The sequence below is a fragment of the Treponema pedis genome, assembly GCF_017161325.1.
Taxonomy (GTDB): Bacteria; Spirochaetota; Spirochaetia; order Treponematales; family Treponemataceae; genus Treponema_B; species Treponema_B pedis.
Window position 1 is genome coordinate 166,077 of the sequence record NZ_CP045670.1, and the last position, 26,197, is coordinate 192,273.

24 protein-coding genes, 2 tRNA genes and 1 pseudogene are annotated in these 26,197 nt (G+C 35.8%); 20 read left to right on the forward strand and 7 right to left on the reverse strand.

Annotated elements, in window-relative coordinates; genetic code table 11:
- The first annotated feature begins 22 nt into the window (after window positions 1-22).
- The 4 genes and pseudogenes from lepB to DYQ05_RS00800 all read left to right on the forward strand — a co-directional run bounded on the left by lepB (window position 23) and on the right by DYQ05_RS00800 (window position 4,690).
- Window positions 23-568 (forward strand): signal peptidase I, encoded by a 546-nt coding sequence (gene lepB / locus DYQ05_RS00785; protein ID WP_206183651.1) that lies wholly within the window; start codon window positions 23-25, stop codon window positions 566-568.
- A pseudogene (locus tag DYQ05_RS14425) lies at window positions 556-2,417 on the forward strand (penicillin-binding protein). Before lepB ends, DYQ05_RS14425 begins: the two are co-directional and overlap by 13 nt.
- Window positions 2,418-2,580: 163 nt before the next feature.
- Window positions 2,581-2,805 carry a hypothetical protein gene (locus DYQ05_RS00795; protein ID WP_020963965.1) on the forward strand — a complete coding sequence of 75 codons (225 nt, stop codon included), beginning with the start codon at window positions 2,581-2,583 and terminating at the stop codon, window positions 2,803-2,805.
- 106 nt (window positions 2,806-2,911) lie between these two features.
- Window positions 2,912-4,690 (forward strand): motility associated factor glycosyltransferase family protein, encoded by a 1,779-nt coding sequence (locus DYQ05_RS00800; protein WP_252723443.1) that lies wholly within the window; start codon window positions 2,912-2,914, stop codon window positions 4,688-4,690.
- Here DYQ05_RS00800 and DYQ05_RS00805 read toward each other — a convergent pair.
- The 7 genes from DYQ05_RS00805 to DYQ05_RS00835 all read right to left on the reverse strand — a co-directional run bounded on the left by DYQ05_RS00805 (window position 4,673) and on the right by DYQ05_RS00835 (window position 8,022).
- Complete coding sequence (locus DYQ05_RS00805; RefSeq protein ID WP_206183652.1) at window positions 4,673-5,779, reverse strand: DNA adenine methylase; 1,107 nt, start codon at window positions 5,777-5,779, stop codon at window positions 4,673-4,675. The genes DYQ05_RS00800 and DYQ05_RS00805 overlap by 18 nt on opposite strands.
- A 36-nt stretch (window positions 5,780-5,815) precedes the next feature.
- Window positions 5,816-6,112, reverse strand: coding sequence for an FKBP-type peptidyl-prolyl cis-trans isomerase (locus tag DYQ05_RS00810; protein WP_206184079.1), 297 nt, complete (start codon window positions 6,110-6,112; stop codon window positions 5,816-5,818).
- Window positions 6,063-6,599, reverse strand: coding sequence for an FKBP-type peptidyl-prolyl cis-trans isomerase N-terminal domain-containing protein (locus DYQ05_RS00815; protein ID WP_206183653.1), 537 nt, complete (start codon window positions 6,597-6,599; stop codon window positions 6,063-6,065). Before DYQ05_RS00815 ends, DYQ05_RS00810 begins: the two co-directional genes overlap by 50 nt.
- A gap of 137 nt (window positions 6,600-6,736) precedes the next feature.
- A complete protein-coding gene (gene rpsD, locus DYQ05_RS00820) occupies window positions 6,737-7,357 on the reverse strand; it encodes a 30S ribosomal protein S4 (RefSeq protein ID WP_206183654.1) in 621 nt (206 codons plus the stop codon).
- 80 nt (window positions 7,358-7,437) lie between these two features.
- Window positions 7,438-7,511: transfer RNA gene (locus DYQ05_RS00825), tRNA-Arg, on the reverse strand.
- 48 nt (window positions 7,512-7,559) lie between these two features.
- Window positions 7,560-7,632: transfer RNA gene (locus tag DYQ05_RS00830), tRNA-His, on the reverse strand.
- Window positions 7,633-7,755: 123 nt separating this feature from the next.
- Complete coding sequence (locus DYQ05_RS00835; protein ID WP_020963970.1) at window positions 7,756-8,022, reverse strand: co-chaperone GroES; 267 nt, start codon at window positions 8,020-8,022, stop codon at window positions 7,756-7,758.
- A 377-nt stretch (window positions 8,023-8,399) separates the two neighbouring features.
- Here DYQ05_RS00835 and DYQ05_RS00840 point away from each other — a divergent pair, with 377 nt between their 5' ends.
- The 16 genes from DYQ05_RS00840 (at window position 8,400) to DYQ05_RS00915 (ending at window position 26,164) form a co-directional block, all read left to right on the forward strand.
- Window positions 8,400-9,257, forward strand: a complete 858-nt coding sequence (locus DYQ05_RS00840) for a sigma-70 family RNA polymerase sigma factor (RefSeq protein WP_020963972.1) — start codon at window positions 8,400-8,402, stop codon at window positions 9,255-9,257.
- A gap of 116 nt (window positions 9,258-9,373) precedes the next feature.
- Window positions 9,374-10,753, forward strand: coding sequence for a tRNA lysidine(34) synthetase TilS (gene tilS, locus DYQ05_RS00845; RefSeq protein WP_252723444.1), 1,380 nt, complete (start codon window positions 9,374-9,376; stop codon window positions 10,751-10,753).
- Between the two features lie 23 nt (window positions 10,754-10,776).
- Window positions 10,777-12,723, forward strand: coding sequence for a tetratricopeptide repeat protein (locus DYQ05_RS00850; protein ID WP_206183656.1), 1,947 nt, complete (start codon window positions 10,777-10,779; stop codon window positions 12,721-12,723).
- A gap of 438 nt (window positions 12,724-13,161) precedes the next feature.
- Window positions 13,162-14,730: a trypsin-like peptidase domain-containing protein gene (locus DYQ05_RS00855; RefSeq protein WP_225969420.1), complete on the forward strand. Its 1,569-nt coding sequence runs from the start codon at window positions 13,162-13,164 to the stop codon at window positions 14,728-14,730.
- Window positions 14,731-15,073: 343 nt separating this feature from the next.
- Window positions 15,074-16,009 (forward strand): alpha/beta hydrolase, encoded by a 936-nt coding sequence (locus tag DYQ05_RS00860; protein WP_206183657.1) that lies wholly within the window; start codon window positions 15,074-15,076, stop codon window positions 16,007-16,009.
- 47 nt (window positions 16,010-16,056) lie between these two features.
- On the forward strand, window positions 16,057-17,154 hold the full coding sequence (locus DYQ05_RS00865) for a Gfo/Idh/MocA family protein (RefSeq protein WP_020963979.1): 1,098 nt from the start codon (window positions 16,057-16,059) through the stop codon (window positions 17,152-17,154).
- 23 nt (window positions 17,155-17,177) lie between these two features.
- Window positions 17,178-17,582: a type VII toxin-antitoxin system MntA family adenylyltransferase antitoxin gene (mntA, locus tag DYQ05_RS00870; protein WP_020963980.1), complete on the forward strand. Its 405-nt coding sequence runs from the start codon at window positions 17,178-17,180 to the stop codon at window positions 17,580-17,582.
- Window positions 17,583-17,602: 20 nt separating this feature from the next.
- A complete protein-coding gene (gene hepT, locus DYQ05_RS00875) occupies window positions 17,603-18,028 on the forward strand; it encodes a type VII toxin-antitoxin system HepT family RNase toxin (RefSeq protein WP_020963981.1) in 426 nt (141 codons plus the stop codon).
- A 17-nt stretch (window positions 18,029-18,045) separates the two neighbouring features.
- Complete coding sequence (locus DYQ05_RS00880) at window positions 18,046-19,164, forward strand: DegT/DnrJ/EryC1/StrS family aminotransferase (RefSeq protein WP_206183658.1); 1,119 nt, start codon at window positions 18,046-18,048, stop codon at window positions 19,162-19,164.
- A 94-nt stretch (window positions 19,165-19,258) separates the two neighbouring features.
- A complete protein-coding gene (locus tag DYQ05_RS00885) occupies window positions 19,259-20,479 on the forward strand; it encodes an ATP-binding protein (RefSeq protein WP_206183659.1) in 1,221 nt (406 codons plus the stop codon).
- 80 nt (window positions 20,480-20,559) lie between these two features.
- The gene (locus DYQ05_RS00890) at window positions 20,560-21,051 is read left to right on the forward strand and encodes an acyltransferase (RefSeq protein ID WP_206183660.1); all 492 of its coding nucleotides are present in this window, start codon (window positions 20,560-20,562) and stop codon (window positions 21,049-21,051) included.
- Window positions 21,048-22,433 (forward strand): oligosaccharide flippase family protein, encoded by a 1,386-nt coding sequence (locus DYQ05_RS00895; protein ID WP_020963985.1) that lies wholly within the window; start codon window positions 21,048-21,050, stop codon window positions 22,431-22,433. Before DYQ05_RS00890 ends, DYQ05_RS00895 begins: the two co-directional genes overlap by 4 nt.
- A gap of 13 nt (window positions 22,434-22,446) precedes the next feature.
- Entirely contained in the window at window positions 22,447-23,655 is a 1,209-nt protein-coding gene (locus DYQ05_RS00900; protein WP_024465713.1) for a polysaccharide biosynthesis protein, read from the forward strand.
- The gene (locus DYQ05_RS00905) at window positions 23,655-24,794 is read left to right on the forward strand and encodes a LegC family aminotransferase (protein WP_024465714.1); all 1,140 of its coding nucleotides are present in this window, start codon (window positions 23,655-23,657) and stop codon (window positions 24,792-24,794) included. Before DYQ05_RS00900 ends, DYQ05_RS00905 begins: the two co-directional genes overlap by 1 nt.
- Window positions 24,795-25,000: 206 nt before the next feature.
- On the forward strand, window positions 25,001-25,657 hold the full coding sequence (locus tag DYQ05_RS00910; protein ID WP_020963989.1) for an AAA family ATPase: 657 nt from the start codon (window positions 25,001-25,003) through the stop codon (window positions 25,655-25,657).
- A 336-nt stretch (window positions 25,658-25,993) separates the two neighbouring features.
- Complete coding sequence (locus tag DYQ05_RS00915) at window positions 25,994-26,164, forward strand: hypothetical protein (protein ID WP_206183661.1); 171 nt, start codon at window positions 25,994-25,996, stop codon at window positions 26,162-26,164.
- Window positions 26,165-26,197 lie beyond the last annotated feature (33 nt).

A 26,197-nucleotide genomic window follows, 5' to 3' on the forward strand; every position in this document is an offset into this window, starting at 1 on the left:
ACGGTTTATATATTTTTATAAAATGTTTAAAAACAATTATTATCTGAAATTTTGTATTCTCTTTTTCGTTGTATTATTTGCTGCGGGTTTTATAAAATCCTTTATTTTCGATGTAAAGCTCGTAAAAGGAAAGTCTATGGAGCCTGTTTTAAAAGACGGCGATTTTATTTTTATTTTTAAGGCCGCTTACGGAATAAAGTTGCCGTGGGGTAATTCTTATCTTTTGCGTTGGGCGGAACCCGCCATAAACGACCTTATTCTTTATGTAAAAGACGGTCATTTTACCGTCAAGCGTTGTGCGGGAACGGCCTATTTACCTATAGAATTTTATAAAGGTTTAGGGTATAATAACGAGCTTTTTTATACGGTAACTACGGGCGGGAAAACAATTGAGCTTACAGCCGTACAGTTCAGAAATTTAGGCGGTATGGCGGATAAGCAAAAGCAAGTTATTCCGAAAGGATATATTTTGGCGCTTGGCGATAATCTTGAAGCTTCTTACGATTCTCGGGATTACGGATTTATTTTTATCGGCAGCATTTACGGTAAGGTTTTATTATGGAAGTGAATAAATTTATTTCTAAGTACAGATTTTTATTTTTTATAACCTGTGTTGCTATTTTTATTGTGCTGCTTCTTTTTCAATTTGCAAAGTTTATGGTTATGCGGGAAGCTGAAACCGTTCTTCCTAAAATCATAACGGAGCGCGGAACAATTTACGACCGTAATCAAAAAATTCTTGCAGTGCAAACAACATTTTACAATCTTTATGCGGATAAAACTTTAATAAAAAATATTGCAGAATGTGCGGGTATTTTATCTCCCGTTTTACAACAACCTGAGTCCGACATTATAGATAAAATTCAAAACTCCAAATCAAATTTTTTATATTTGAAAAAACGTATGAGCGAAAGCGAAAAGGACGTGATAAAAACTGCCTTGGATTCCGCGAAAATCGAAGGACTCGGATTTGAGCCTTTGTTTAATCGTACTTATCCAGAAAATAAACTTGCTTCGACTGCGGTAGGTTTTTTGGGCGATGACGGCCGCGGAAAAACAGGCATTGAGTATTCGCTTCAAAATATCCTTTCTCCTCCTTCCGATACCGTAGGTTATACCGGTAAAGGCTATGATGTTTTTTTAAGCATAGACGGAAATATTCAATATATGCTTGAAAAAATTACGGCAAAAACTATGGAAGAAACCCGTGCCGAATCCGCTATGTTTATTGCTGCGGACGCAAAGACGGGAGAAATTCTTGCCTATGTTAATGAGCCTTCGGCTCCGCTTGCGACTTTTACCGAAAGTACGGCAACTGAAAGGTTTGACCGTCCTGCAAATTATGTATATGAGCCCGGCTCGGTTTTTAAGATTTTTCAATGGCGGCTTTTTTAGAATTAGGTTCGACTTATGACGGGGAACGTTTTACATGCGATGCCCGTTTTGAGTTTAATAAAGAAAATGTAAAGCCCATTACTTGTTTAAAAACACACGGTAATGTTACTCCGCGGGATATAATAAGTCTTTCATGTAATGACGGCACCGCTCAAATTGCTGATGTAACGGCTAAAGATGAGTTTTTCGGAAAAATACGCGAATTCGGTTTCGGCTCCAAAACGAATTTGGAGTTGCCCGGTGAAACTCAGGGCTTACTTTCCGAGCCTAAATATTGGTCCGTGCGTACAAAACATACTATAGCTATAGGGCAGGAAATAGGCGTTTCTTCATTGCAAATAGTAAAGGCTGCAACGGCTTTTACAAACGGAGGTTCCACCTTACAACTTTCCCTTATTTCCAAGATTACGGATAAAGAAGGAAATGCGGTTTATCTTCATAAACCTAAATATTTAAATAAGGTTATTTCGGAAAAAAATGCAAAACTTATTTTAAGTTATATGCAGACCGGCTCAATTGAAGGTATAGCATGGCGGGCATCGATTAACGGTGTTCCGATTGCGGTAAAAACCGGTACCGCCCAAATGGCAAATGAAAAAGGCGGAGGTTACAGTAAAACGGATTTTATTTCAAGCTGTATAGGTATATTTCCTGCCGATGACCCTAAAATAATTTTGTACGCCGTTATCGTAAAACCGGTAGGTCAAATTTACGGCTCTATTCTTGCCGCCCCTGCAATTTCTCAAGCTTCAAACGACATAATAGATTATTTGGGACTTGCACGCGAAAATGCTCCTACGGTAGAACATACGGGCCATGTTCCTATAAGCGAGACAAAACCTATAGTTTTAAAAGATTATATGCCCGATTTGATAGGAGTGCCGAAAAAGTTATTGTTGGATTTGGTTTTACAAACTCGGTATAACGTAAAAATAAACGGAGACGGTTATGTGGTTTCCCAAGACCCTCCCGCAGGAACTCCGCTTAAAAAAGGAATGAAAATAGAGCTTAACTTAAAATAAAAAATTTGCTATAATGTGCTTAAGTATTAAAACATGTAAGCCGAAAAGTATAAGGCATTTCCAAGCGGTAAAGACCGCTTATTTTACGGCGGATACAATCCGCTTTTAAAACTTTTTCAAGGAATAAACGTTTTCTTATAAAGGTTTTTATGGAGGATTTTTTATGAAATGTAAGTATTGCAATAAGGATGTAAAACCTGTAGGCAACAATTTGGAAACGGTAAACGGCGTGTATTGTGAAGCAAACACCACTCACAAACATGCTTTATTATCTGACGGTGTTCATTGTGTTTTTTGCGGACGTGAAACGAAAAAACTGGGAGACAGAATTGTTACTTCTTACGGAGTGCGCTGTCCGGCTTCTCCGTCCGGAAAACACGTTTTATAATTTTCCGCTGTAGAGATTACCCGCTTTGAAATTTTTATCGGCCGACTCGCATTTAAAAAAAAATCTTTTTGAAAACGCTTTTTTATTTTCAAAAAGATTTCCCGCGTTGGCAGATACTATGCATCTTAATTCCGAAAGCGGTATTGAAAACATAATTTCTCTTATTCCTGAAAATTATTCTTTACAAGAATCCAAACTTACTGTTCAAAACGGTCCCGTTTATACTGCATGTGTAAGCGGGAAATTTATTCACTCCAAATATAATCCCCTGCGGGAAGCCGAACAATCATTAGTTTCGGAGTTTTTTAAACATAAAGAAACGGAAACGTCTTGTGTTTTTTACGGATTGGGTTTAGGCTATCTTCCTGAAATTTATGCCGAACGAAGAAAGAATGCGGAGCTTGTTGTTATTGAACCGGATATATTTTTATTTTTGCTTTTTTTAGCGAGCCGACCTCTTACTTCTTTTTTTAATCATAAAAAACTTATTTTGATTATAGGTGCATATCCCAACGAAGTTGTAAATTTTTTTGAAAATTATTCAAACTCCCTCACTCCGGTTTTTATGCAATCTTCCGTTATGGAAGTAAATTCTTCATGGTTTTCGGAATTGGAAATTTTACAAAAACGTAATAAACAAAAAAATGAACTGAATAAAAATACGCTGAAAAAATTCGGAAAACTTTGGGCAAAAAATTTTTTTAAAAATTTACCGCAGCTTGAAAAATGTATAAACGTCTCGGAATTCAAAAACCGTTTTACGGATTGTTCGGCTTTAATTATTGCTGCTGGTCCCGGGTTAAACCGTATACTTGAGCTTATAAAAAAAAATGAAGATAAATTGCTCGTTATCGCCGCCGATACCGCCGTACGCGCATGTTTAAAGGCGGGTATTACTCCGGATTTTATTTTGCTCATGGACGGGCAATATTGGAACTATCTTCATCTTGCGGATATTGATATAAGTTCATCGATTTTGGTTACCGAACTTGCAGTTTATCCTGCGGTTTTTAGACTTAAAGTAAGGGCAACCGTTTTGGCAAGTTCGGTTTTCCCGCTTGCACAGCATATTGAAAAAGAAATAGGAAATATGGGAAAGATAATTACGGGAGGCTCCGTAGCTACGGCTTGTTGGGATTTTGCAAGAAATCTAGGCGTTAAAGAAATTATTTGTGCCGGACTGGACTTATCTTTTCCGGAATTTCAAACTCATTTTAAAGGAAGCCGTTTTGAAGAAGACAGCAATAAAAATTCCTTTAAATTAAAAACCGCAGAAGCGGCATCTCATTTTGCCGTTTATTCGGCAAAACCCGAATTAAATGAAGGTTATAACGGAAAAATTTTAACCGATATAAGAATGAAAATGTATGCATGGTGGTTTGAAAGTAAAATTGCGGAATTCCCTGAAATTAAAACCTTTAATCTTGCTCCTAAAGGTTTAAAAATTCCTAATATGCCCGCTATTTCAGAAAAAGAATTTTCCGAAAAAATTAAAACTTATCTTTGTTCTTTAAATTTAAAACAAAAAAGAATAGATAAGATTATACAAAGTGCAAGCTCCTTTGATGTTAAAGGTAAATTAAAAAATATTTTACGGAATTTACAAAATGAATTACTTGAAGTTGAGCATACGGTTTCCTGCGCTTCGTCACTTTATGCATTATGTACAAACGATTTGGAAAATAAAAAACACAATAATAATTCTAAAAATACGGATTCATATTTAAAAGAATTAAATTTGCTTAACGAAAAATTAAAAAATAACAAACTTAATAAGGTAATAGGTTTCGACCTTTTATTAAATGAAGGCGGTCAAAATGAAGTTTATTCGTATATTTTAGAAAGCATTAAAAATTTACAAAAAAGTTTAAAAGCGTTTTTCTAAAATAAAAAGATATTCCGATACGTGAATATCTCTTTGTCGTAAATTTCTGCTTCCTCTGAATGTGTTATACTCGATAGAAACCGTTTTTGTGTTACCGTATTTTTTAAGCATTAAAAGCATATCGTCGAAATCTATAAAACCTTCCGAATTGTATGAAATAATCAAATACTTTGAATCTATAGAAGAGACCGTTTTTTCCATAGCTTCCAAAGCGGTTTTCTTTTTATTAAAAACGGAACGGTTCCAATCTTCGGTTATACCGCTTACCTTACTGATAGGGGTATCCAATTTGTTTTTTAAAATTAAATTGAGCATAAAATAATTGGAACCGTAAGGATGCTGGTTATAAGGCGGGTCCAAATATGTAATGTCAATGTTCTTTAATTTTGGCGCCAATATAACGGTATCTTCGGTAAAAATTTCCGTTTCGGATTCAAAATTGCTGAACACCGGCTCTTTTAATTCTATTTTTCCCAAGATACGTGTAAGGGCATTTTTTCCCATTCCGCCGAAACAGCCTATTCCGGTTTTTTTGTCTTTATAAAAACCTTTAAAAACACCGCTTGTATTTACGTGTATTGACGCTTCGGTTATAAGAGGTGCTAAAAAAAATTTTTTTAAATTTTCTTCTGTAATGATTTCATCAATTAAATAACGGTAGGTATCCAATAAAAGAGCATTTTCTCTTGTATAAAACACCCTATCTTTTTCGGTAATTTTATCCGTTTGAGGTGCATAATTATTAGCTATAATTCCGGCAATCTTTTTTTCGCCGCATTTTTTTTCTATCAGTTTACGGTATTCCGTACATAAGCCGGCAGGATAATCTTTTTTATTTGTAAGATAGCACGCATTAAGCACAGCGGAATAATTTTCCAAATCGTTTACAATAAGTTTTTTACTGTGCTTTTTTAACATACGTGCAGTAATCCCCGAACCCGAAAAAATATCAGCGCAAATAATTTTTTTCTTATTAAGCAACGCCTTTATTTTTTCGACTTCGGGTTCGATATGATTTAATAACCGTCTTTTGTTTCCCAAATATGTAATTATCTGTTCGGTAAGAAATTGTTTATTTTCTAAAATCATATCGACTGAGAATCGGAAATTTTAAAAATTTATAAATTATTTTTTTATGGGCTCTTCTTTAGGGTGAGTAATGCTTACAAGTTCAATTTCAAAAATAAGCACCGCATTAGGCGGTATTATTTGTCTTGCTTGCTGTACAACCCCTTTTTCTCCGTAAGCGAGGTTTGCAGGCACATAAAATTTATATTTTGAACCTGTCGTCATTAGCTGTAAACCTTCCGCCCAGCCGGGAATAATACCTGAAAGAGGCATTTTTATGTGGCCGCCTGCTTGAGAAGAATCGTCAAATACTTCCCCGGAAAGTAAACTTCCCTTGTAATTTACCGATACGATATCGTCCTATCGTCGGATACACGGTACCGCTGCCTTTTTCTAAAATTTCATATTGCAACCCGGATTCCGTTACTGTAACGGTTTCCCGTTTTTTATTTTCTTCTAAAAATTTATTACCGGCTTCAAGGTTTTCAGCGGCTTTTTTGATATGAGCGTATTGCGAAGCCTGATTTAAAATCATTTGTGCATCGAGAAGCCCGCTTTTATCGAAATTGTCGGCACTGGCTTCATTAAAACCTTTCAGAATTTCTTTAGGATTTATCGGAAGGCCGGAATCCTTTACGGTTTGTGCGATAATAACACCGAAGGCATAGCCTACTTCTTCTCCGCTTACGATGTGCTCCGTTTCCTTTGTGTCTTCCGCTTTGGAATCGGTTCCGTCCGTCTTATTTTCGGTTCCGCTTTTTCCCTTACAACCTGCAAATAAAAACATAAACAGGATTGTACCGCAAATAAAAATTAATTTAATTTTTTTATTGTTTTTCATAAAGATTTCCTTATATTTAAATATGTAAAATAATTTTTTCGTTAAACCGCATAATTTAAGTTGACTACCCGCGGTTTTATAAAAAAACGGCTTTCGCATTATTTTGCAAAAGCCGCCCTTGCAAAAGAAACGCAAAATTATGCGTTTCTCGAATAGTATTCTACTACGTTTTGAATATTTCCGACAGGCTGAATATCTCCCGCGGCAGGTAAAATATTTACCTTTGCCGACAGTTTTTCATCGTCAATCGTAAGCCAAGCTCCTTTAACGGCTCTTGACGTACTTAGATTATGACGGATAAGGGATTCGATACCTTTTTTTGTTTTTGTCGTGATTACATCATTTACACTTATACACATCGAGGGAATATTTACGGGCTTTCCGTTTATAAAAAAATATGCGTGCGAAACCATCTGCCTTGCCTGAGCGCGGCTGATTGCAAAGCCCATTCGATAAATTGTATTGTCTAAACGCTGTTCCATTAAAGAAATCATGTTATCGCCTGTAACACCCGGCATTCTGCTTGCCTTTTTAAATAAATTTCTAAACTGGCGTTCGGAAATGCCGTAAGCAAACCTGAATTTTTGCTTTTCCTGTAATTGTTCGCCGTAAACAGACATCTTACCCCGTTTTCTTGCGCCGCGTTCTTTTCCGGGACTGTTAGGCTTTCTGTCCAAAAGCTTATCATACTTAGGATTCCCGTAAATGTTTAAACCGAGTCGTCTGACTGTTTTTCCCTTAGGCTGTCTAGTCGCCATCTTTCACCTCTTATTATAAAAATCAATATAAAAGTCTACCGCAACTTGTTTGTTTTGTCAAGTAAGCAAGACATTAAACTTGCGCCCGACACGATTCGAACGTGCGACCTGCGGATTCGAAGTCCGATGCTCTATCCAGCTGAGCTACAGGCGCAAAAGCAAAGAAAATTCGATAATCCTATAAAGATTATCGAATTTTAAGGGTGGGTGATGGGACTTGAACCCACGACAACCAGAACCACAATCTGGCGCTCTACCAACTGAACTACACCCACCGTGTTTTATAAAATGAAGCTGTATTATGCTGAAAAATACGAAAAATGTCAATAAGGTTAGGACTTTTTTTTAAAATTGAACGGCAATCGGCAGTGAAAACCGCCGATTACGGGTTTTTAAATTTATTCGATAATTGCGACTAAATCACTTGCTTTTAAAATCAAATGATCGGTACCGTCGATTTTGATTTGAGTTCCGGCATATTTGTCGTGAATAACTTTTTGCCCTACGGCAACTTTAATTTTTTCTTTATCATCGCCGATTGCAATTACAACACCTTGTTGCGTTTTTTCTTGTGCGGTATCGGGGATAATAATTCCTCCGGCAGTTTTTGTTTCAACTGCATCGGGTTTTACCAAAACTCTTTCTCCTAACGGTTTAACTTTCATCAAAAAACCTCCTGATAATTCTGTTTTTATGGAAAGAAGTTAAATTGTGCCGTTTTGGCACAGTTTTTTAATTTTTTTTACGGACTGTGTCATTTATGTACGACTTGTTCCGTATACGCTATAAATATACGAAAAACGGGGGATAAAGGCAAGCGGTGTCTTTTAATTTGATTATATATGTAAAAATCGGATAAGTCTATATTTTACAACCGGTTAGCGAATTTCATCTTGTTTTTTGAATAAAAAATAAATGATTTTTTTAGTTTGGCATAATTTTTGCTGGTATCTTATTAAGAGTTGCGGAGCAATTCTTAATTTACTGCAATTTAAAGAATCCGAGGATTTTATAATTTGCAATTTTATATGGGAGAACAGATATGTACAATAACAGAAAAAACCGTGATGCCGAAGCAAACACTTTGGCTACTTATTTAAAAGAAATAAATAAAATACCGCTTTTAACTCCCGAAGAAGAAACGGCCTATGCCGAACTTGCGGAAAAAGGCGATGAATATGCTAAAAGTATGCTTATAAATGCAAATTTACGCTTTGTTGTAAATGTTGCGAAAAAATACCAAAATCAGGGGCTCCCTCTTATGGATTTAATAAGCGAGGGCAATATAGGCCTTATGAATGCCGCCGACAGGTTTGACGCTTCAAAAGGATATAAATTTATTTCCTATGCTGTTTGGTGGATTAAACAATCGATTTTAAAGGCTATTTGCGAAAAATCGAGAATGATTAGACTGCCTCTTAACCGGGCCAACGAGCTGGTTCAAATTGAAAAAGCGAAAAAAGAAATTGAATTTACCGGCAACGAGAGTCGTGAATTGTCGGAAATTGCCGGTCTTTTAAATATGAACAATGATATGGTTAATACAATAGTAAATGCCGCACGAGAACCTATTTCAATAGATGCTCCGGTTTTTGATGAGCCCGGAAGTGCCAGCATAAATGATTTTTTACAGGACGAAACTCATCAAATGCCCGAGTCTTATGCTATGGATATGTGCTTGCGTGAAGAGGTTGATAAACTTTTAATGAATCTGAATGAAAGAGAAGCTGAAATTATTAAATATCGCTTCGGTTTGAACGGATATGAACAGCTTTCTTTAAAAGAAGTAGGCAGAATTTTTAATCTTACAAAAGAAAGAATAAGACAAATTGAAAAAAAAGCCATACAAACACTGCGTGTTCCGGCTGAAGCTCAAAAACTTTCGGCTTATGTCGCATAAATAATTTAAGGATTTACGGGGTAAACCGTAAATCCTTTTTTTATCGGTAGGTTATTGAAGCGGTTCTTGTAATTCTTTTTATCTTTCATTATAATCGGTTTATGAAGCATTCCGTTTTGACAAAGATACATTCCAATCTTTTAAGAATTTTTGCAAAGGCTGAAAAAACTTCCCCCTTAACGCTTTTGCTTGCGGTTTCGGGAGGAGCGGATTCTATCGGTATGCTTTATGCCGTTTCCGAATTACGGGAAAACTTAAATTGTAATCTTTTTGTCGTTACCGTAAACCATAATATACGCTCTAAAAATGAAAGTTTGGGTGATGTTCTGTTTGTATCCGATTTTTGTAAAAATTTAAAAATTCCTGTACAATGTTTTATTTCAGAATTTAAAGAAAATGAAGTTATGCTGACTGCAAGTATCAGAAATGGAGGCATTGAAGAAGCTGCAAGATTTTTACGTTATCGTGAATTTGAAAAGCTTTCGGAAAGGGTAGGAGCCGACTATATTTTGACGGCTCATAACAAAAACGATTATTATGAAACCGTATTAATGAGGCTTTTTCAAGGAGCCGATTCTCAATCGATTTCAGGTATTGCGGAAGAGAGAGGTAAATTTATACGGCCTATGCTGGATATAAGCCGAAGTGAAATTGAAGATTTTTTAAAATCAAACGGAATTGTTTGGCGTGAAGACCTTTCAAATTTTGACCAAGTTTATCTTCGCAATAGAATACGTCATAGCCTTATTCCGGCTCTTAACATGGTTTTTGACGGTTGGCAAACCGGACTCGGTACAACCTTAAAAAAATTAGATGAAGAAAGCCGATTTATTATGGCATGTTATGAGGAAAAAAAATCATCTTTAAATTCTTCATGGTCTTTTGAAAAAGAAAAAAATGAAGCCGTTGCCGATTTTTATTTTTTTAAAAATTTGGAAACCGTTTTTAAAATACGCTTTATCGAAGAAGGCCTTTTACTTGTCAAAGACACCGGAAGAATTCCATATGCGGTTATTAAAAAATTATCGGAAATAAATGAAACGGAAACGGAAATTTATTCAGGCGGATTTTACATCGAAAAAAAAGACTCAAAGATTAGGCTTTTAAAAAAATCGCAACCGAAAAAAGATAAAACGGTTCGTTCATATATGATTTGGATAGATAAGCCATGTACTTTTTTTTTACCTGAAATATCCGAAGAACCGTTTGAAATTTATTCAGAAAACGGAAAATTATTTTTAAGAAGCAATGCGGACGGAGGAAACAAAGTAGGTCCTTTTACACCGCCCTTTTGCATACGCTCAAGACAGGCTGGCGATGTAATAAAAACAAAGGGCGGCTCCGAAAAGCATATAAAAAAAATTCTTAATGATTGGCATATAGACTACGAAAAAAAGGACAGCTTGCCGATAATAGAAGAGAAAGGTGTTATACGCGGAATATACGGAGCCGTTATGGGTAAAAAAAATATGTATATTCCGGCAGATGAAAATTGATATTAGGCAGGTAGGCAATAATTATGATTTTTTTTAACAAAATTAAGACTTTTTTTATTTTCGGTTTATTTTTTTTATATTCTTTTTTTACAACGGCTCAGGACGTCCGGTCTGCCGAAACCTCTGCGGCAGGCTCGGTAAATATTGCAGCGGCAATTGCCTGCCTTAATAATTCTTCAAATTTATATTTTGAAGGAAAATGGGAAGAAGCCTTATTTGAAGCTCAACTCGGTGAAGTTTACGACCCGCAAACAGCCGATTTTTTATATATCGAGGCTCTTTGTGCTTTAAAACTGAATTACCCTTTTGCCGATGCCTTGGAAAAAGCCGAAGCCGCCTGTGCTTCCGGAATGGTCTGGAGGCTTTATGATTTAAATTCCGCACGTCTTTTATGTGCGGAAATAAACTGTAAAATAATGCGTTACGGTGAAGCCTTAAGTCTTATTAAACTTTTACCCTTTTCTTCCGCAAAAAGCGATTATATACGTGCCGCCGCATTTTACGGCTTCGGTAGAGATGAGGAGGCAAGGGCAGTTATAAACGAGGCGATGACAAGATGGACTTTTACGCCCGATTTTGCAAAGTTGTTTTTTATAATGGAGCGGGGGAAAAAAATTACAGGAGGAGCAAAACGTCTTGCAGAACACATAATAGAGCGCCTCTATATTTGGCAAGATGAAGACCCTTCTCTTTTAATTTTTGCAAGTCCTTTTGAAGCAAAGTCGGAAGAAAATATACGCCGCTTAAAAATTTACAGAAATATGTATTTGCCGTTTACAAGGCAGTACGGCTTGCAGGAATTGTATAACCATTCTTATTCAATCTTATTGTGCCTGCGTTACGGAATAATCGACGAGCAAACCGCCGTTACCGAATTTTTTAATTTAACATCTACATACTATAATCCCGTTTTAAAAACGGAAATAAAACTGCATACAATGTACGAAAGTCATTTGATAGAACTTATGCGCATTATCGGAAGTCCCGTCTTACGGGAAAAAATACGGGAAACTTTAAGTTCTTACGAAGGCTTACTTTTAGATGACGAAAACGGAGACCTTACGGTTGATTCAAAAATTTATTATAAAAACGGCAGGCCTCTTTATGCCGAATTTGATACCTTACAGGACGGATATCCTGAATACTCCGTAGAATGTGCTTTCGGCATACCGGTGAAAATTTACGGCAAACGTCGTGAATTTACGGTTACTTATGACGAGTATCCTTCGGTAAAAAATTTTGCTTCGGGAGAAAAACTTTATGTAATGCGTCCTCGAGATTTAAAATGGAAGCCGGTTCAATTAACGGAATTGAATTTACAGCTTTATAAAAAAAATGAAAAACAGGACGCTTTTTTTTCGCTTAAAATAAATAAAAGAACGGAAAAACTGCACGAACGTTATTTAACTTATTCTTCGGTTTATTCTGAAGAACCTTTCGCCTTAATTGAGGGCGGAATTAAAAAAGTTTTTTTTGATAAGGGCGTTCCTATAAAAGCTGAAATTACTTCAGGCGAAATTCTTTATTCCAAAACCGATTATAAAAAAGGTCTGCCGTTTCTTGAACTTATAGATAAAAACGGAGACGGTTATTTTGAAACCCTTTCCGACTATGATTCAAACGGAGAGTTGAGACAAATTTCCATTGATTCGGATAAAAACAAATTTTACGAATATATTGAAATATACAACAGAGATGATTCCGTCATAAAAACTTGGGACAGCGATGAAGACGGTAAAATAGAGATTACCCATATTCAATATAAGAACGGAAACAGCGTAACCTCGTGGATACACCCGCAGTCTAAGCAAAAAATATCCGTATATTTTGAAAACGGAATACCCGTTTCTCTTGAAGACGGAAGCATAAAACGCAAAATCGTAGTTTCAGGTGAGCAAAAGGTATATTGGCTTAAAAATATTCCGGACATTCCTCAAAATATAAATAAAAAAAATTGCCGAAATTTTTAACCAAAATGAACTTCCTGTAGTTTCATATATGTTTTCCGTGAACGAATTTGAAGTTTTTGCGGTAAGGTCCGGCGGTTTAATATTTGCAGAGATTACAGGTAACTGAAAAACGTTTTTTAACCTGTCTGAATTTTAAAATATATTTTTTTTTCAGTTTAAGTTATAAAATTAATTATATAGTTTTTATTTTCAACGGGAATGTTTTTGCTCCCTTTGTAAACACGCATTGACTAACCGTATAAGTTTTAGTAAAATGTTACAAAACCGTACTTAAGCGGTTTAATTGTATGAAATAATGGTAATAAGAGCATTATATTTTAATAAAGAAATAATTTTAAGATGAAAAAGTTTTATTTAAATTTTATAATTTCAGCCTGTTTTCTCTTTTTTTGTTGTAATACCGTACAACAGCCTCATTCATATGTGGATTACTCGAATATGTCGAGTATTTTATATCAAGTGGAATATGCGGAGCGTCTTTTGAATAAAGGCGAAATATCCGAAGCCCTGGTCCGTTCACGGATTTTGGACTTAAATACAAAAGACGTAAAAGAAGTTGCCGAGATAAAAAATAAATCGCTTGAAAAAGCGGAAGAAGCGTTTTTTTACAGCATAAAGGAAAAAGATTGGAATTCCGCTTTAAAATATTTCCGTTCGATTACCGCTTCAGGAAAAAGACTTGATGATTGGACGGAAGAGCGTATTTTTAATGAGCGTTCCGTATTATGGAAGACAAAGGGAGATACGCCTCTTTTAAATCTTGATGTGAAAAATACGGAGCATCTCGGAAAGTCCGATATGCAGGATATGATAAAAGGTACCGTTACCGTTTGGGTGGATAAGGGAACCAGAATTGAAAGGGGCTTGGGTTTTGCGGACGCATCTATAGGTTCAGGTTTTTTTATCGATAAAAGGGGCTATTTTATTACTAATTATCATGTTATTCAAAGCGAAGTGGACCCGAAATACGACGGATATTCAAAACTGTATATAAAATCCCCGAATGACCCTAATGTAAAAATTTCCGCCAAAGTAATAGGCTGGGACCCGCTTTTTGATTTGGCTCTGGTTAAGACGGAAATTTCGCCTGAAGCCGTTTTTAATTTAGGTTCTTCAAAGAATTTAAATGTGGGAAGTAAAATTTATGCAATGGGTTCTCCTGCGGGTTTGGATAAAACCTTAACTTCCGGTATTGTATCCGCCAAATACCGCCGCCTTTTTTCTATGGTAGATGTAATGCAAATAGATGCCGCAATAAACCACGGCAATTCCGGCGGGCCTATTGTAGATGAAGACGGGTTTGTTCAGGGTGTTGTTTTTGCCGGCCTTGAAAGAAACGAAGGTATAAATTTTGCAATTCCCGTTGAACTTTTAAAAGAGGTTCTTCCCGAGCTTTATGCGGGCGGAGAGGTAAAACACAGTTGGCTGGGCGGATACGGTAAAACCGAAAAAATAGATACAAAAACTTCAGGAGTAAAACTGGGATATATTCTTCCCGACGGCCCCTTATCCGTTTCAGGAGTTAAAGAAGGTTCCATTATAACCGAATTTAACGGAATGCCCGTAACTTCCGTGGAGGAAATACAGGCTCAGCTTTTGTCGGTTGCTCCGGATACTATAATTACGGTAAAAATAAAAGAGAAAGATTTTAACGGCTCTTATATTGCAAAGGAGCTTCCTGTTTTATGTAAAGCTCGTCCTATGTCGCCGGGCAGCATAGTTTTAAAAAAAGACAGCGATTGGAGAGCTGTGCTGCCGATTTTAGGCTTTTATCTGGAATTTTCAGGCAGAAGGAATTCTTATAGGGTAGCGGAAGTGATACCCGGCAGTACTGCCGATAAGGCAGGATTTACCGTAAATGATTATATAGAGTTTAACGGAAAATGGATAGATGACGATGATGAAGATATAGTTCACATCAGAATATATGCCAAAAAAGTAAAGGCGGGGTATGTGGACAGTTTTATGATTCTTTCGGCATACCTGGATAATCCGCAATTTTTTTAAAAACGGTATTTCGATAATTAAAAAATAAATTTTATATTGAATTTCAGACGGTATTATGAGAATTTAATAGATAAAATTTTATATTTTTCTCTCTAAAACGAACCTTTTTCGGATATAATATTGTAATTATTTCATGTTGTAATTGAAACTTTTCACCTATTGATTTTTTTTAAATTTTATGTATTATCAATGAAATAATATCAATTTGCGCATGAATTTGTTTCGGCAGTCTTGTTGCGGTTGGTATCTTATGTTTTTATTTTTAGTTTTTTGTAAAAAAGATACAAAAAGCTCGGGGTTGTTTTGCCTTTTTGAATTTTAAAGATAAAAATTAGGGGTGTGTATGAGGAAAAAACTTGAGTTTGTGTTATTTATATTTATTTTATTACGGGTTTATCCTAATGAAATTGAAATACCTGTAAAAGGAGGGAAGATATACGGGGAACTGTCCTTGCCTGAAGCGGCTAAAACTTTCCCCATTGTAATAATAGTTGCAGGGTCCGGGGCTACCGACCGCGATTGCAATAATCAGCCTTATCTTAAAACCGACGCTTATAAAAATACGGCGGAGCGGCTAAGTATTTCAGGAATTGCTTCTTTTCGTTACGATAAAAGAATGGTGGGAAAAAGTCAGTTTTCGGATTTTAAGGAAGATGATTTAAATTTTGAAATTTACGTTGACGACTTAATTCAAATTATAAGGTTTATAAAAAATATAAAAGGTGTATCCAAGGTATTTCTTTTAGGTCATAGCGAGGGTTCTCTTGTTTCAATTCTTGCTGCACAATCCGAAGAGGTTAACGGGTTAATTTCAGCGGCGGGGACAGGAAGAAACGCTGCCGATGTGCTTCAGGAGCAGATAAACAATAATCCAGATAGTCCGGAAATATTGCGTAAGGGTGTAGAGCGGGTTTTAAATGAGCTTCGTAACGGAAACAAGGTAAAAAATGCCGTAACAGCCTTATTGCCGGCGTTGTTTCGTCAAAGCGTTCAGCCGTATTTGATAAGCTGGTTTAAGTTTTCTCCGGATATTGAGATTCAAAAACTTTCGGTGCCGTGTTTAATTATACAGGGTTCCGCCGATATCCAAGTATCGGTTAATGACGCGAAATTGCTTTATTCAAAATGCAAATCGGGCGAGCTTTTAATTATAGAAAATATGACACATTCGTTAAAGGAAATAAGTTCGTCGGTCAGTCAAGAGGATACATATTCCAATCCGGATATTCCGGTTTCTAAAACATTTATAAATAATATAATCAGGTTTGCGGTAAAGTAAAGATTTGTATTAAATGTGAAATTTGTACGATATTAAGGAAGATTAAGATGAAACATAAGATTGCACTTATCGGTTGCGGGCGAATCAGTTTTAAACATATAGAAGCCTTTGTTTCTATGCAGGATACTGTAGAATTTGTTGCGGCTTGTGACCCCGTATCGGAGCGTGCTGAAGAAAAAAAATGTGAATATCAAAAATCGGTTGCCGACGCAAATGTAAAAGTGTTTGCCGATTACAAGGAGATGCTTAAGATTTGTAAACCTGAAATAGTTACTATTGCAACGGAATCCGGTAAACATAAAGATATCGCCGTGCATTGTTTAAAAAACGGTGCCCATGTGATTTGTGAAAAGCCTATGGCTCTTTCTACCGCCGATGCAAATGAGATGATTGATACGGCAAAGCAAAACGGAAAAAAACTTGCCGTGTGTTTTCAAAACCGCTTTAATGCTCCTGTGGTAAAGACCCGCGAAGCCTTGGAAAATGGCCGTTTCGGCAGAATGCTGCATGGAATGATTCAGATTCGCTGGAACCGTAATGAAAGTTATTATGAACAGGCAAAATGGCGCGGTACATGGGAGCAGGACGGCGGCACATTGATGAATCAATGTACACACGGTATTGACCTTTTGCAGTGGATGATGGGTGAAGATGCGGTGCGTGTACAGGCGCAAACAAGACGGTTTATGCGCCCGATTGAAGCTGAAGATTTCGGGTGTGCGATTGTTGAGTTTGCTTCCGGTGCTGTCGGTATAATTGAAGGAACTGCCGATATTTATCCTAAAAATTTAAATGAAACGTTAAGTCTTTTCGGAACCGACGGAAGTGTCGTTATAGGCGGTTTGGCGGTAAACAAAACGGAAACATGGCGTTTTGCCGATGCGGAAAAAATAGGTGATACGGAAGAAAAAATTTTAAATCCCAATGAAAAAGACCCCCCGACAGTTTACGGTTTCGGGCATACGGCCCTTTTTAGAGATTTTATAGTTGCCGTGGAGCAAAATCGTGAAGCGCTTGTATCGGGAGAAAAAGGTAAAAAAGCTTTGGAGATAATTTTAGCTATTTACAAATCGCAGAAAACGGGTATGCCGGTAGAACTTCCATGTAATTTTTCCACTCTGGAAATGGAAGGTGTTTTTAAATAAACTACAGGTTTTTTATAAATTAAATGGACAATTTAATTGTAGAAAAATTAAAATCTTTTTTTGACTTAAAGCCTGAAATTGTTTTGGTGATGCTTTACGGTTCATGTGCACGCGGAACGGAGCATAAAAACAGCGATGTGGATATTGCTGTCGCTGCACATGATGTTTTAACACTTGATGATAGATTGTCCCTGCAACTGGAGCTGTCAATCCTTTTAAAAAGAGAAATTGACCTTGTTGATATACGAAAAATTGACGGGCTGCTGCATTACAAAGTTTTTACGGAAGGTATTTGTATAAAGAAAATAAAAAAGCACGGTGAAGCGTTATTTCATAAAAATTTTATGAGTGCTTTATACTGGTACGAAGATTTTTATCCGATATATGAGCGCGGACGAAAATCTATTTTGGAGCATGCTTTCGGATAAATCTTTGCGGCAAATTAAAAATGGGTGTAGATAAAAACATAATTGCGGAAAAGTTAAAATCGCTTGAGCGTTGTTTGGAAAGAATAAAATTTCATACTCCGTTAAATGTCGATGGTTTAAAAAGCGATTTGGATAAACAAGATTTGATATGTCTTAATCTTCAAAGGGCTGTTCAGATTTCAGTGGATATTGCTTCTCATATTTTATCTGAAAAATTTCATGAACAGGCGGCAACCATGTCGGAAGTTTTTTTGGCACTTTCAAGAAAAGATATACTTGATGAGGCTTTAGCCGTAAGTTTAGCAAAATCTGTCGGATTTAGAAACATTGCCGTGCATGAATATAATGCGCTTGATATGGATATTGTATATTCAATTATTACAAACGAATTAAACTGTTTTTACAAATTTGCAAATACGGTTTTAAGTATAGTTAATAACCCGTAAATTTTTAAGGTGAGAAAATGAAAGTTCCTTTTTATACGTCAATTAGAGAATATAAAAATCTCAAATCCGAATTTGACTCTGCTGTGGCTTCCGTATTGGAAACCGGTGATTTTATTTTGGGAAAAGCCGTTTCCGAATTTGAAGAAGCCGTTAAGTATTATACGGGTGCAAAATATGCAGTAGGTGTTGCGAACGGCAGCGATGCTCTTGTGATTGCTTCGGATATTTTGGGCTTTAAGTCCGGTGCGGAAGTTTTAACGCCTGCTTTTACGTTTTTTGCTTCCGCTTCCTGTATTGCACGTTTGGGCGGAAGGCCTATATTTTGTGATGTCGATGAAGATACGTTTTGCATAAACATAAAAGATGCGGAAAATCGTATGACATCGAATACCGTCGGATTGCTTCCTGTTCATTTATTTTTGCAAACCTCCGATATGACGGCTTGTATGGATTTAGCTAAAAAACACAAACTCAAAGTATTGGAAGATGCCGCTGAGGCTTTCGGTATGAAAGATTTATATGACGGTGAATTGAAAACTGCCGGTACTATCGGAGATATGGGGGTTTACTCATTTTTTCCGACCAAAACCTTAGGCGGTTACGGAGACGGCGGTATGATTGTTACTGACAACGAGGATTACTATCTGAAAGCAAAGAGTCTTAGGGTTCACGGAGCTGTAAAAAAGTATCACCATGATTACATAGGATATAATTCCCGTTTGGATAGTTTGCAAGCTGCGGTTTTAAGTGTGAAGTTAAAATATATTGATAAGGCTATTCAAAAGCGGGCGGAGCATGCAAAACAGTATTGCAGTTTGCTTGAAAATATTAGCGAGGTCAGGGTGCCTCCGGTAAAAACAAAAGGTTTGCCTGTTTACTATGTATTTAATATACTTGCAGAAAATCGGGATGAACTTCAAAAATTTCTAACTGAAAAAGGGGTGGGTACTACCGTATACTATCCTAAGTGTTTACATGAACAAGAATGCTTTAAGTATCTCGGTTATAAGAAAGGTGATTTTCCGGTTGCGGAAAAACTTTGCGAGTCTGTACTTGCGTTGCCTATGTATCCTGAGCTTACTGCAGATGAGATAAATTACATTTGCGAATGTATTAAGGGCTTTTATAAGAAATAATATGCCGATTGTATCGACATATATATGTTGTTTTCATTAGCATATATATGTTGATTGTATTGACATATTTTAAAATATTGTTATAATTTAAAATATGTTAAAAGCAAGGCTGAAAGAAATATATTTAAGTCAAATAAAAGGTTTGGAGTTTGCCGATAACGGTGTATATCGTGATGCTTTAAACGATATGCCTAAGTTAAAGACGCATGCTCTCGTTATTAGCGGTGTGAGGCGTTGCGGAAAAAGTACGTTGCTTAGACAGTTTATAAAAAAGATAGGTTCTCCTTTTTTTTATTTGAATTTTGATGATTTGCGGCTTTTGGAATTTTCCGTTTCCGACTATGCTCTTTTAGACGAACTTATAGATGAAGCCGGCGTGCCGCTTATTTTTTTCGATGAAATTCAGGCTGCAAAAAATTGGGAGTTATATATACGACAAAAACTTGATGAAGGTTTTCAAGTTGTATTAACCGGTTCCAATGCATCGCTGTTAAGTCGAGAGCTTGGGACAAAACTTACGGGAAGACATATTGTAAAAGAGCTTTTTCCGTTTTCATATTCCGAATATTTGAGGTTTTCCAAGAGGAAAAATACTTATAAATCTTTTCAGGAGTACTTTCAATCGGGAGGGTTCCCTGAATATTTAAAACTGAAAGCTCCTGAAATTTTAACGCAGCTTCAAAAGGATATATTGTATCGTGATATAGCTGTGCGTTACGGTGTAAGCGATGAGCGTTCATTGCAAAGTCTTTATGTATTTCTTGCTTCAAATGTCGGCTCGCCGATTTCGCCGAGTAAACTTAAAACGGTAGCGGGGGTAAAATCGCACACTACGGTTCTTGAGTATTTTTCTTATTTTGAAAACTCGTATTTGCTTAGTATGGTGCCGAAATTTGCATGGTCGCAAAAGGCTCAAAGTTTAGCTCCAAAAAAGGTGTACTTAACTGATATAGGTTTTATACGGACGGCGGGTTTTTCATTTAGTGAAAATGCGGGTCATATTTTGGAAAATTTTGTTTTTAATGAATTGCGCAGAAAATACGGTGCTGCCGATGATAAGCAAATATATTATTTTACGGATAACGAATGCGAGTGCGATTTTGTAGTAAATCCTGCCTTTGCACCTCAGTGTATTCAGGTATGTGCAAAACTTGATAATGAAAACGGCGAGCGTGAAATATGCGGCGTGTTATGTGCAATGGAGTTTTTCGGTTTAACTGAAGGTCTTATACTTACCGAAAACTCTAACGACCTTTTTGTTCAAGATAAAAAGAAGGTGCGTATACTCCCCGTGTGGGAATATTTCGGGGTATAGGTGTTATTTATTACTGCGTTTTCAGATAAATTTGAAAGTGTAAAGTGATTTTATAAACATAAGGAATGTTTTAAGCTGCTATGAGTAATATATTTATACATGAATCAAGTTATGTTGATGAAGGTGCCGAAATAGGTGAAGGAACAAAAGTTTGGCACTTTAGCCACGTTATGAGCGGTGCGAAAGTCGGTTCAAAGTGTTCAATCGGGCAGAATGTAAATATAGGCGGTAAAGCTGTTATCGGTAACGGTGTAAAAATTCAAAACAATGTTTCATTGTATGATGATATAATAATAGAAGATGATGTGTTTTGCGGTCCTTCATGTGTTTTTACAAACGTAATAAACCCGCGTGCCTTTATTGAGCGTAAACACGAGTATAAAAAAACGATTGTAAAAAAAGGCGCTTCAATCGGAGCGAATGCAACAATTGTCTGCGGTGTAACAATCGGAGAATATGCCTTGATAGGAGCGGGGAGCGTGGTAACAAAAGACGTTCCGCCGTATGCTCTGGTGTATGGAAATCCTGCACGGGTACATGGTAAGGTAAATGAGGCGGGAGAGAAGGAGTGAAGAAGACAAAATCCGTTTCTTATGTTGCCGCGTGGAATATTACGGCTCGTTTTTTTTTGCAGGGAATTTCATTCTTATCGGCGCCTGTTTTTACTAGGCTTTTAACTACGGAAGATTATGGTAGAGTTGCTATTTATAGTGCATGGTTGGGAATATTGAATTTATTCATTGGATTGCAAACACACGGTTCAATTGCAAATGCAAGCATTAAATATGAGGGTAAAATGGATTCGTATCTCTCGTCAATTATGACTTTGTCATTTTTATCATTTGTATTTGTTCTTTGTGTGTTTGTAATTTTTCAAAAGTATTTATGTCGGTTGTTGGATATGCAGTGCTCTTTAATGTTTTTGCTGGTGGTGCATACATTTTTTTCTTTTGTTGTTAATTTTTATACGGCAAAATGGATTCAGTTTAGAGATGTTGAAAAGAATACAATAGTTTCAATTTTAATCAGCGGTGGAACTGTTGTTTTATCAATAATCTTTATATTATATCTTAATATTGAGAGTTATCGTGCAAAAATATATGGGATGGCTGTTCCTCAGATAATTTCTGGTTTTGTTTTTTTTATAATTTTATACTTTAAGGATAGGTGTTTTTATAATAATATTTATTGGAAATTTTGTTTGAAGTTAACGATACCGCTGATATTTCATTATGCTGGAGGAATTATACTTTCGCAAAGTGATAAAATTATGTTAAAAAAAATTGTGGGTTCAGATACAGCTGGGATATATAGTTTTGGATATACTGTAGCTCTTGTTATCTCTTCTATTTGGGCTGCATTTAATTCTACTTGGATACCTTTTTATTATGAATATAAGCGGGAGAACAAAAGAGAGGATATAATTATAAAATCAAATAATTATCTTTTTATTTTTTCAAGTATAACAATAGGTTTTATATTAGTTGTCCCAGAAGTATATAAAGTGTTGGCTCCTTCTAATTACTGGATTGGGATTCAATTAATGCCTCTAATTGCTTTGGCGTATTATTTTAACTTTTTATATTCTTTTCCGGGAAATCATGAGTTTTATAATGAAAAAACATTGTTTATTTCTATCGGTACATTAAGTGCTGCAGTTATTAATATTATTTGCAATTTATGGCTGATTCCTTTGTATGCAGGTATTGGTGCAGCTATTGCTACTGTTATTTCATATGTTTTTTTATTGGTATTTCATGATTTTATTGCACGATTTTTTGTAAAAAACTTTGAATATAATTTTGGATTTTATATAAAAGGCATGCTTCCTACAATGACAGTAGTTATTGCTTATTATTTTACTTTAAATTTTTGGCTTATAAGATGGTCGTTTGCTATGGTGGTAGGTTTTGTACTGTTAAGGCGAATTATCAGAAATAAAGCGTTATTTTAGTAAGGAGCCATATATGCAATTTAGTTTGGATGGATTTATTTCTAAATATGTAACGAAACGGCAGGACAGCCTTTTTTCGAGTGATGTTATTAACAATAAAAAAAAGTTATCGTCGATTATTAAAGATAACTCTATTCTCGTAATCGGCGGTGCTGGGAGCATAGGCAGTTCTTTTATTAAAGCGTGTTTGCCGTTTAAACCTAACTCATTGGTTGTGGTTGATATAAGCGAGAACGGTCTTGCTGAATTGACTCGCGATTTACGCAGCAGTTCTATTTTTATTCCGAATGATTATATTACGTATCCTATTAATTTTGCTGATACCGTTTTTGAAAAAATATTTAGAATAAGAGGCGGTTTTGATATTGTTGCAAATTTTTCCGCACATAAACATGTGCGGAGCGAAAAGGATGTTTTTTCGGTTGAAGCCCTTTTGCGAAATAATGTGCTTAATGCAAAAAAACTTTTGGATTTATTAAAAGAAATTCCACCGCAAACTTTTTTTTGCGTTTCAACGGATAAGGCGGCAAATCCTGTAAATGTAATGGGGGCAAGCAAGAAGATAATGGAAGACTTGATTTTTTCTTATTCGGATTATTTTCCAGTCAAAACAGCTCGTTTTGCAAATGTGGCGTTTTCAAACGGGTCTTTACCTGCAGGTTTTTTGGAACGAATTGCAAAATACCAGCCTATTTCCGCTCCTTTTGATGTAAAACGCTATTTTGTTTCTCCGAAAGAAAGCGGAGAGATATGTATGCTAGCCTGTATGTTAGGGAAAAATCGTGAAGTCTATTTTCCGAAATTGGAAAAAATTTCTACAATGACTTTTTCTGAAATTGCTGAGGCTCTTTTACACGAGTATGGGTATGAAGTTCTGCGGTGCGACTCGGAGGAGGAGGCTAAAAGCAAGGCTGCCGATTTATTTTTAGGTAGTAAAAAATATCCGGTTTATTTTTCTGCTTCTAATACAACTGGTGAGAAACCGTATGAAGAATTTTATACTGATTTTGAAACCGTTTCTATGAATCAGTTTGATTCGTTAGGAGTTATTACAAATATAGAAAAACGTCCTTATATTGAGATGATCGATTTTATGAAAAAATTGGATAGTTTATTTGATAAACCTTTTTGCGGAAAAGCTGATATTCTTCATTTATTAAAAGAATTTTTACCTAATTTTTATCATGAAGAAAAAAATCTTAATTTGGACGGTAAAATGTAATGAAAACGAAAGATATCATTTTGTTCATTAAGAATTTATATAAACAAGATTCAGTTCCTCTGCATGCACCTGTTTTTCTCGGTAATGAGAAGAAATATCTAAATGAATGTATTGACTCAACGTATGTTTCAAGTGTTGGTTCTTTTGTAGACCGCTTTGAACAAGATATTGCCGAATATACGGGGGTTAGCCGGGCTGTTGTTTGTGTGAACGGTACTAATGGGATTGCCGCCGCTTTAAGACTTGCCGGTGTCGAAATGCATGACGAGGTGATTACACAACCGCTTACTTTTATTGCAACGGCAAACGCAATTACCTATTGCAATGCACATCCCGTTTTTTTGGATGTGGATAAAGATACGATGGGGCTTTCACCGCAAAAGATGTCTGCTTGGCTGGATAAAAATGCGGTGCTGAACGGTGATGTTTGTATTAATAAAAAAACTAAGAGGAAAATCAAAGCCTGTGTTCCGATGCACTCTTTCGGACATCCGGTGAAAATAGACGAACTTTGTGAAGTATGCCGAAAGTGGAAGATTGAGTTAATTGAAGATGCTGCCGAAAGTATCGGCAGTTTTTATAAAGGTAAACACACCGGCTCATTCGGAAAAATCGGAGTATTAAGTTTTAACGGAAATAAAACAATTACCACGGGCGGTGGAGGAATGCTGTTGTTTCAGGATAAGCAATTGGGAGACTATGCAAAGCATTTGACAACGCAGGCAAAAATTCCTCACAGGTGGGAATTCCGCCACGATGAAATAGGTTATAATTACCGTATGCCGAATATAAATGCCGCATTGGGATGTGCTCAATTTGAATATATCGAAACAATTTTAAAAAACAAACGTGAGACTGCTATGCAGTATAAAGATTTTTTTAAAAACAGTGATATTCTTTTTTTTGATGAGCCTGAATACTCAAAATCGAATTTTTGGCTGAATGCTGTTATTTTTCCCGATCGAGAAAAACAGCAAGCTTTTTTACAAGAAACAAATGATGCAGGTGTAATGACGCGTCCGATATGGGAATTAATGAATCGGTTACCTATGTTTGTAAATTGTGAGTGCGGTGATTTAGCCAATGCCGAATGGTTTGCAGATAGGGTTGTCAATATTCCGAGCGGGGTGAGGATGTGAGGTGTTTCTTGTTTGTTAAGTCGGAGTTGAATTATGAAAAATTAAAGAGTAGCATCCTTATGTAAAATTACTTTGTTTTGGTTTAAATCTATAGAAAGCAATGCATATAAATTAAATTTGAAATTATCTGAGATAAATGTTGTTATCGGTGCAAACGGTTTAGGAAAGACAAATTTAATTTTGTTTTTAAACTGCTTAATAATATAATGATCGGTGCATTTCAAAATTATGTAGGTGTAAACGGTTCGGTTGAAAGTCTTTTGTATTTTGGATCAAAGCAAATATCTCTTATCAACTCTCGATTGGAATTCAAAACTGGATGCAATATTAATGTCTATGATATGAGTTTAGTAAAAGCTGTATTGTACTCTTTAATATTTTCAAAAGAGTCTATTGAGTGGAATGGAAAGGTATATGAATTTGTAAGCAGGCAAAAAGAAAGTTATTTGGTTTCAAATGATTTGAAATCTGTCAGTGAAAAAATTATCGGAATGATTTTATCAAACTGCAGGACATTTAAATTTCATGATACTTCTATGACTTCTCATATAAGAAGTTCTGCTCTGATCGATAATAATTGTTTTATTATGAGTGATGGTGGAAATATTGCAGCATATCTATATATGTTTAAAAATAGGTCTTCTGAATATAAAAAATATTATGAGAGAATTGTTGAATGGGCTCGGTTTGTTGTGTCACAGTTTTATGATTTTGTTCTTGAACCGCAGGTTCTTAATTCTCCATATATAAAGTTAGATTGGTTGGTAGTTGATAACAATGAATATATCTTTGATGCGGAACAATTTTCAGATGATTCAATTAGGTTTATTGCATTAGCAACACTATTCTTTCAGTCGCCTTAATTTTGCCGAATGTTATTATTGATGAACTTGAATTGGGCTTCACCCGCAAGCAAGTGATGTGCTGACTTCTATAATAAAAACAGCTGCCCGACATACTTAAATTATTGTTGCAGCACAGTCGGTTCGCCTAGTTGATAATTTCGATACATCGAAAATTATTGTTGCCGAATATGATTATCAAAATAGATTCAGCCTGTTTCAAAGATTTGATAACGATTATTTGAAAACATGGCTTGATGAATATTCTATTTCTGAGTTATGGGAGAGAAATATATTCGGAGGACAGTCGTGAAAAGCATCTTTGTAGTATGTGAGAGGCAGACTGAAGTTAGTTTTGTGAAAAATATACTTGTTCCTTATTGTTTATCACAAAACATGACTCTTATTCAGATAAGAATTCTTATAAAAAATGATAAAAGACTGGGGGGGATGTATAGAGGTGGTATGAGCAATTTTCAAAAAGCTGATTTTACGGTTAATGAATTTTTTGTCAAAGCAAAACATTAAGGTAATTTCGTTACAACGATGTTTGATTTTTAT